Annotated in this window: 6 protein-coding genes; all 6 read right to left on the bottom strand. The window is 68.9% G+C overall.

Going from position 1 to position 7,021, the window contains the following annotated elements:
- Positions 1-80: 80 nt before the first annotated feature.
- Positions 81-491, bottom strand: a complete 411-nt coding sequence (locus Q1X76_RS09635) for a (deoxy)nucleoside triphosphate pyrophosphohydrolase (RefSeq protein ID WP_300719609.1) — start codon at positions 489-491, stop codon at positions 81-83.
- A complete protein-coding gene (locus Q1X76_RS09630; RefSeq protein WP_300719595.1) occupies positions 488-2,494 on the bottom strand; it encodes an ATP-binding cassette domain-containing protein in 2,007 nt (668 codons plus the stop codon). The genes Q1X76_RS09635 and Q1X76_RS09630 overlap by 4 nt, the downstream gene beginning before the upstream one ends.
- Positions 2,491-3,555, bottom strand: coding sequence for an NAD(P)-dependent oxidoreductase (locus Q1X76_RS09625; RefSeq protein WP_300719592.1), 1,065 nt, complete (start codon positions 3,553-3,555; stop codon positions 2,491-2,493). Before Q1X76_RS09625 ends, Q1X76_RS09630 begins: the two co-directional genes overlap by 4 nt.
- Positions 3,552-4,685 carry a hypothetical protein gene (locus tag Q1X76_RS09620; RefSeq protein WP_300719590.1) on the bottom strand — a complete coding sequence of 378 codons (1,134 nt, stop codon included), beginning with the start codon at positions 4,683-4,685 and terminating at the stop codon, positions 3,552-3,554. Before Q1X76_RS09620 ends, Q1X76_RS09625 begins: the two co-directional genes overlap by 4 nt.
- A gap of 308 nt (positions 4,686-4,993) precedes the next feature.
- Entirely contained in the window at positions 4,994-5,920 is a 927-nt protein-coding gene (locus tag Q1X76_RS09615) for a dihydroorotate dehydrogenase (protein ID WP_300719613.1), read from the bottom strand.
- Between the two features lie 31 nt (positions 5,921-5,951).
- Positions 5,952-6,761, bottom strand: a complete 810-nt coding sequence (locus Q1X76_RS09610) for a dihydroorotate dehydrogenase electron transfer subunit (RefSeq protein ID WP_300719611.1) — start codon at positions 6,759-6,761, stop codon at positions 5,952-5,954.
- Positions 6,762-7,021 lie beyond the last annotated feature (260 nt).

The following is a 7,021-nucleotide window of genomic DNA, read 5'->3' as shown; positions in this document are numbered from 1 at the left end:
AAAATGCGTTTTGGGGAGGGGTGGGGGTGGGGGTGTGGGGGACCCCTTTTTTCGCGCTGGTGAAAAGGGGTCCCCCTCCCTCAAAAACGATGTGTACCTACCGCGGCGGGCAGGCTGGCCACCAGATCGGCGTCGGCGGGCAGGAAGGGCAGCTCGCGGGCCCCGGCGGGCGTGACCCAGCGCAGTTCCTGGCGCTCGCGGGCGCGGGGCGTGCCGTCGAAGGCGGTGACATGGAAGAAGTGCAGCTGCACATGCAGGTCGCGTTCGGCGTAGTCGTGTTCCACGATCCGCCAGAGCCGGCAGGCGCGCACGCTGATGCCCAGCTCCTCGCGCAGCTCGCGGCAAAGGGCCTGCTCGGCGCTCTCGCCGGGTTCGAGCTTGCCGCCGGGGAATTCCCAGTAACCGGCCATGGGCTTGCCTTGCGGGCGCAGGGCGGCCAGCAGGCGGTCGCCCTGCCAGATGATGCCGCCGGCCACGACGATGGAGGTCATGCGGGGTCCCCCATGCTGTCGATGTCGGCGCGCCTGGCCTCGATGGCGGCGATCTGCTCTTCCAGGGCGGCCATGTCTTCCATGAGGCGCTCGGTGAGGTCGCGCAGTTCGTTGAAGCGCCTGAGCAGCTCCGTGGAGCGGGCACCGTCGGCATAGACGGCGGGATCGGCCAGCTGGCCCTCCACGTCGGACTGTTCGTTCATGGCCTGTTCCAGCTCGCCCTCCAGCGCGGCATATTTTTGTTGCAGGGGCTTGAGTTCCTTGTGCAGGGCGTTGCGGCGCTCGGCCTGCTCGCGCTTGAGGCGCTTCTGCTCCTCGCGGGAGAGGTTGGCGCGGGGAGTGCCCTCGGCCTTGTCGGCCTTGTTGGAGGCGTTGAGACTGGGGCTGAGGCTGCCGCTCTCCAGGGCGGCGCGGCGGGCCGCGTCGTAACTGGCGAAGTCGGGATAGACGGTGATGCCCTTCTCGTCCAGGGCCCAGGCCTCGGCCCCCACCTGCGAAAGCAGCCAGCGGTCGTGGGCCACCATGAGCAGGGTGCCGTCGAACTTCTGCAGGGCCGTGCCCAGGGCCTCGCGGCTTTCGAGGTCCAGATGGTTGGTGGGTTCGTCCAGCAGCAGGAAGTTGCAGCGCTTGAGGAAGAGGCTGGCCAGCACCAGGCGGCTCTTCTCGCCGCCGGAGAGCTTGCCCACCTGCCGGTCGAAGTAGTCCTGCCCCAGCAGGAAGAGGCCCAGCACGCTCATGAGTTCCTCTTCGGTGGTGCGGGGGTCGGAGAGGCGGCGGATCTCGCCCAGCACGGTGGTGTCCGGGCGCAGGGTGTCCATCTGGTGCTGGGTGTAGTAGCCCAGGCGCATCTGGGGCGCGGTGACCACATTGCCGCCGCAGCGTTCCAGGGTCCCGGCCAGCAGTTTGAGCAGGGTGGACTTGCCGCAGCCGTTATGGCCCACCAGGGCCACACGCTGGCCGTTGTAGAGGGTGAAGGTCAGCGGCGGCCACATCTGCTTGCCGTCCGGGAAGTGGAAGGCCAGATCGGCGGCGGCCAGGGCCACCTTTTCCATATGCGGGGCCTCGGGCCAGGTGAAGTTCAGTTCCTTGCGCCTGGGCTCGGGACGGTAATCCTCCAGCTCCTTTTCCAGTTTCTTGGCCATCTTCTGGCGCGAACCGGCCTGCCGGGCCTTGGTGGCCTTGGCGCGGAAGCGTTCCACGAAGGCCATCTTGCGGGCCAGCTCGTCCTGCAGGGCCTTGGCCTCGCGTTCGCGCTGGGCATTGTACTCCTCCTGCAGGGAAAGGAACTGGGTATAGGTGGCCTTGCGGAAGACCGGACGGGACAGGCCCAGGTAGAGCACATGCGTGCCCACGCGGTCCATGAACACGCGGTCGTGGGCCACGAAGACCAGCGCGCCCTTGAAGTCCATGAGGAAGGACTCCAGCCACTCCACGGCTTCCATGTCCAGATGGTTGGTGGGTTCGTCCAGCAGCAGCACATCGGCCCCGGCGGTGAGTACGCGGGCCAGCTTGGCGCGTTCGCGCCAGCCGCCGGAAAGCTCGCGCAGGGTGCGCAGCCACTTGCGTTCGGCAAAGCCCAGACCGGAGAGCACGGCCTTGGCCCGGTGTTCGGGATTGTAGCCGTGGGTGGCTTCCAGCTCGGCCTGCCGGTGCATGAGCTGGGTCAGGCGGGCTTCGTCCTTCTGCCGGGCGGCGTCCTCCCACTGGGCCCAGAATTCGTTCCAGTCATGGAGCACGTCCAGCACATAGGTCAGCAGGGGCGTGTCCAGGGCCTCCTCGGAGAGTTCCTGCTCCACATAGCCCAGGCGGCAGCCCTTGGGCAGGATGACGCGGCCGCCGTCGGCGGGCTCCACCCCGGCCAGCAGGCGCAGGAGGGTGGATTTGCCGGTGCCGTTGGGACCGCAGACGCACAGGCGCACGCCGGCATCCACTTCCAGCGAGAAATTGTTGAAGATGTCCCGCCCGCCGAAGGACTTGGACAGTTCCTGGATGGTTATTTTCACAGCAGGCCCTCGCGCCTGTAGCCTTCCACGGCTTCTTGCATGCCCTGGTCGAGCGTGAGGGCGGGGGCATAGCCGAGTTCCTCGCGCAGGCGCGTGGCGTCGCAGGTCCAGCCGACCTGACGGGCCTCGCGGTATTTGTCCAGATTCCAGTTGGGGGCGCGGCCCGTGCGGCCCAGCGCGGACAGCAGCCTGCCGCCCAGGGTGGCCAGCAGGGCGGTCAGGCCCAGGAAGCAGAGGGGCAGACGCAGGATGCGGGCCTTCCTGCCCATGGCCCGGGCCGCGGCGCGGTAGATGTCGGCCATGTCGTAGCGGCCGCCGTCATTGACGTGGTAGACGCCCCGGGCCTCGGGACGGCAGCAGCAGATGAGGGCGCGGGCCACGTCGCGGCCGTGGACGGCCGAGACCGGGAAGCGGCGGCACAGGCCGGGCGTGACGGCCACGCCGTAGCGCAGGCCCCGGAAGACGGGCAGCAGGCCGCGGTCGCCGGAACCGTAGATGATGGGCGGCCGCAGCGTGACCATGCGCTCGCCCAGGGCGCGGCCCAGGATCTGTTCCACCATGAGTTTGGACCAGCCGTAGGCGGACACGGGCGCGCCGGGGGCGTCGTCGGTCCTGCCGGTGGCGGTGTCGCAGGGGCCGCTGGCGGCCAGGCTGGAGACCAGCACCAGACGCTGCGGGGCCTTCCCGCGGGCCTCCAGGGCCTGCCAGGCCGTGGCCAGGGCGCGGGCGGCCCGGCTGTTGGCACGCAGGTAGTCCTGCCAGCCCAGACCAAAGAGCAGGGCCGCCATGTGGATGCAGATGTCCTGACCGCACAGGGCCTCCTGCAGACCGGCGCCGCCGCACAGATCGGCGCGGACCACGGCCACGCCCAGGGGCAGATGGTCACAGCGGGAGCTGGCGCGGACGACGCAGGTCACCTGCGCGCCGGCGGCCAGCAGCTGGGGCAGCAGATGCCGGCCCACGAAGCCGGTAGCGCCGGTGACGACGATCTTCTTGCCTTTCAGCCAGGGGGCGGGGGCGTCCGGCGACACGTTCAGGGGAGCGTCCTGCGGGGTGTTCATGCTACGATCTCCTTGCGATACAGACGATAGCGCTTGGTGATGCGCCCGGAAAAATCCTCGATGAGGTCATTGACGGCCATATTGTCTTCCAGCACCCACGAGCCTTCCACCTGGCAGAACTCGGGATGGCGGCGTGCCTGTTCCAGCATGTAGTCCAGCAGGAGCAGGGGCAGGCCCAGCAGGCGGAACTCCTCGCGGATGCCGAAGAGCATCATGCGGTATTTGCCGCGCATCTCGCCGCGCGCCTGCCAGTAATGCCACAGGGCGCTCAGGCCCAGCTTGCCGTCGAGGCGCTTGAGCAGGGGGTTGAAGTCCGGCAGGGCCACCATGCCCGCGGCGGGCTCGCCGTCATGGAAGAAGAGCACGAAGAACTCGGGATCGAGCAGGCCCTTGAGCTCCTTGACCAGCACCTCGGCCTCGCCGTCGGACAGGGGCGCGAAGCCCCAGTTGCCGGCCCAGGAGATGCGGTACAGATCCAGCATGATGCGGATGTCCCCGGCCAGGGTGGCCTTGGACGACACGCGACAGGTGAAGCGCCCCTGCGCCTTGAGGCGGGCGATCTCCTCCCTGAGCCAGTCGTCCACCCGCAGGCGGTCGCGCTCGATGAGGTAGGCGAACAGGTCCTGCTCCTTGCGCATGTGCCAGGATTCCAGCAGGGCCGGATAATAGGGCGGGTTCCAGGGCATCATCAGGGCGGGGGCCTGGTCGAAGCCGTCCACCAGCATGGCGCAGGTGTAGTTGGTGGAGGGGTTGAGCGGCCCGCGCATGAAGGCCATGCCCTGCCTGCGCAGCCAGTCGTGGGCGGCCTGCAGCAGGGCGTGGGCGGCCTCGCGGTCATCCCGGCATTCGAAGAAGCCGAAGGCCCCGCAGCGCTCACCGGCGTAGCTGTTGTATTTCTCGTCCACGATGGCCGCGATGCGGCCCACGGGACGGCCGTCGCGCAGGGCCAGGAAGAGCTCGCGGCGAGCGGTCTTCCAAAAGGGATGCTCGCCGGGCGAGAGCAGCTCGCGATCCTGTTTTTTCAGATTGGGCACCCAGAGGGAATCCCGCGCGTAGATGCTCCAGGGCAGCTCCACGAAGCGGTCCAGGTCTGCCGTAGCCGTGACGGGGATGATGCTCAGTTCTGCCACGCGGGCCTCCATGGGCAGACTTGCAGGGGCTGCCGTGCCCTGTTGCGGTTGGAAAGGAGAGCGGCGGCGTCCCGCCCGGGGCCGGGAACGGCCCGGCAAACGCCCGACGGACGCCTGAAGGACGTCCACAGGCCACCGGAAATGCCCGGCCGGGCAGCCGGGAGCGGACTCTGCCCCGGCGCGCCATGAGGGCGCGAACGGGACGGGGGCCGCGCGCCCTGCCCCGCCGGACCGGGGCCCGGACAAAAACGCCGCGCGGGAGAGCGCCTTACGGTACCCTCCCGCACGGGAAAAACGGCGGACGCGCCCTAGGCCGTCTTGAGGGCGCCGCGCAGTTCGTCCAGGCTGGTCACGCCCAGCTGCTGGCAGACGGCGGGCAGTTCCCGCACGATCTCGAAGGCGCGGTCGGGACTGATGAAGTTGGCCGTGCCGATCTGCACGGCATGGGCGCCCACCAGGATGAATTCCAGCACGTCCTCGGCCGAGCAGATGCCGCCCAGGCCGATGACCGGGATGTCCACGGCCTTGCAGACCTGCCATACGCAGCGCAGGGCCACGGGCTTGATGGCCGGGCCGGACAGGCCGCCGATGACATTGGCCAGACGGGGCGCGCGCCGGGCCACGTCCACGGCCATGCCCGAAAGGGTGTTGATGCACGAGATCATGTCCGCCCCGGCGTCCTGCACGCTGCGGGCCATGAGGGCGATGTCCGTGACATTGGGCGAAAGCTTGATGATGAGCGGCTTCCTGGGGGCCGCATCGCGGGCGGCGCGGGTGACGGCCGCGGCCAGCTTGGGGTCCTGCCCGAAAAGGATGCCGCCGCTCTTGACGTTGGGGCAGGAGACGTTGACTTCCAGGGCGGCCACGCCTTCCTCGTCATTGAGCCGGGCGGCCAGCTCGCCGAATTCGGCGGGCGAGGTGGCGTAGAGGTTGGCGATGACGGGCAGCTGCTGCCAGGGCAGGCGGGGGAGCTTTTCCTTGCAGAAAGCCTCCACGCCGTCGTTCTGCAGGCCCACGGCATTGAGCATGCCGGCCGTGGTCTCCACGATGCGCGGACAGGGGTTGCCGTCGCGCGGCAGCAGGGAAAGGCCCTTGACGATGATGCCGCCCAGGCTGGTCAGGTCGCCGTAGGGGGCGAACTCCAGACCGTAGCCGAAAGTGCCGGACGCCGTGAGCACCGGGTTCTTGAGCTGCAGGCTCTGCACGGGCCCCCTGAGGGTGACGGAAAGATCCATGGAATGCTGGCTGTTCATGCTGTCCCCCGGCCTAGAGCTCGATCTGGTTGGCCCAGAACACGGGGCCGTGGTTGCAGGTCTGGACCAGGCCGTTGCGCTTGTCGGCCACGGGCCACTCCGAGGTGGTGCGGGTCACGCAGCCCAGGCAGGCGCCCACGCCGCAGGCCATGCGGTTCTCCAGCGAAAGCTGCACGCGGGCCTTGAGGTCGCGGGCGAAGCCGTGCACGGTCTTGAGGAAGGGCAGGGGCCCGCAGGCCAGGATCAGGCCTTTCTGGTCGGCATATTCGCGCATGCGCTCCTGGATGGTGAAGATGAAGTTGTCCAGGTCGCCGGGCACGGTCTCGTGCAGGCTGTCCAGGGGCACATGCTCGTTGATGCTGTCCACGGGATAGCAGCTCAAGGGCTCGCGATGGCCGAAGAGCATGGTCACGTTCCAGGGCTTGGGATGTTCGCTCACATAGCCCACGAAGGGCACGATGCCCATGCCGCCCGCCAGCAGCAGGGTGGGGGTATCGGGCTCCATGGCAAAGCCGTTGCCCAGGGGGCCCCAGACGCGCACGGTATCGCCGGCGGTGAGCTCGGCCATGCGGCGGGTGCCGCGCCCCACCACCTGGAAGAAGCAGATCAGGTGGCGCGAGGTCATGTGGCAGATGCCGAAGGGCCGGGCCCAGGGCATCTCGAGGCCGAACGACGTGGGCCGCACCATGACGAACTGGCCGGGCCGCCACGACGGCCAGTCGGGGCGGGTGAGACGCAGGGCGAAAAAGCGGCTTTCCTGGCCGGTCTGGCCGAAGGGGACCAGATCCAGCACCGTGAGTAGGCAGGAGCTTGGTTGTGTCATCATTCAAGTATAGGAGCTTGTGCCGGAACGGTCAACAGCCGGGACCGGCGCGCGACGGAGAGCGGACGAAATTTTTTCCGTCCCCGCGCGGGGGCGCGGGCGGCCGCCGGGACACGGGACGGCCGGCCGGGGGCCCGGCAGCGGCATGTCCCCGAAAAGCCGCGGTTTTTCCCCGACCACGGCGGGCCGCATGGCGGCACGGGACAGCGGGCGGCACGGCGCGGACAGCGTTCCGGCCCTGTTGTGCCCGCCGCCGCAGG

The sequence above is a fragment of the uncultured Desulfovibrio sp. genome, assembly GCF_949282365.1.
Lineage (GTDB): Bacteria > Desulfobacterota > Desulfovibrionia > Desulfovibrionales > Desulfovibrionaceae > Desulfovibrio.
The sequence above is the reverse complement of the archived record's forward strand: the minus strand, read 5'-3'. Positions and strand labels throughout refer to the sequence as shown.

Coding starts and splice junctions, on each gene's coding strand:
- Q1X76_RS09635 (WP_300719609.1), bottom strand. CDS start 491: ATGACCTCCATCGTCGTGGCCGGCGGCATCATCTGGCAGGGCGACCGC.
- Q1X76_RS09625 (WP_300719592.1), bottom strand. CDS start 3,555: ATGAACACCCCGCAGGACGCTCCCCTGAACGTGTCGCCGGACGCCCCC.
- Q1X76_RS09615 (WP_300719613.1), bottom strand. CDS start 5,920: ATGGATCTTTCCGTCACCCTCAGGGGGCCCGTGCAGAGCCTGCAGCTC.
- Q1X76_RS09610 (WP_300719611.1), bottom strand. CDS start 6,761: ATGACACAACCAAGCTCCTGCCTACTCACGGTGCTGGATCTGGTCCCC.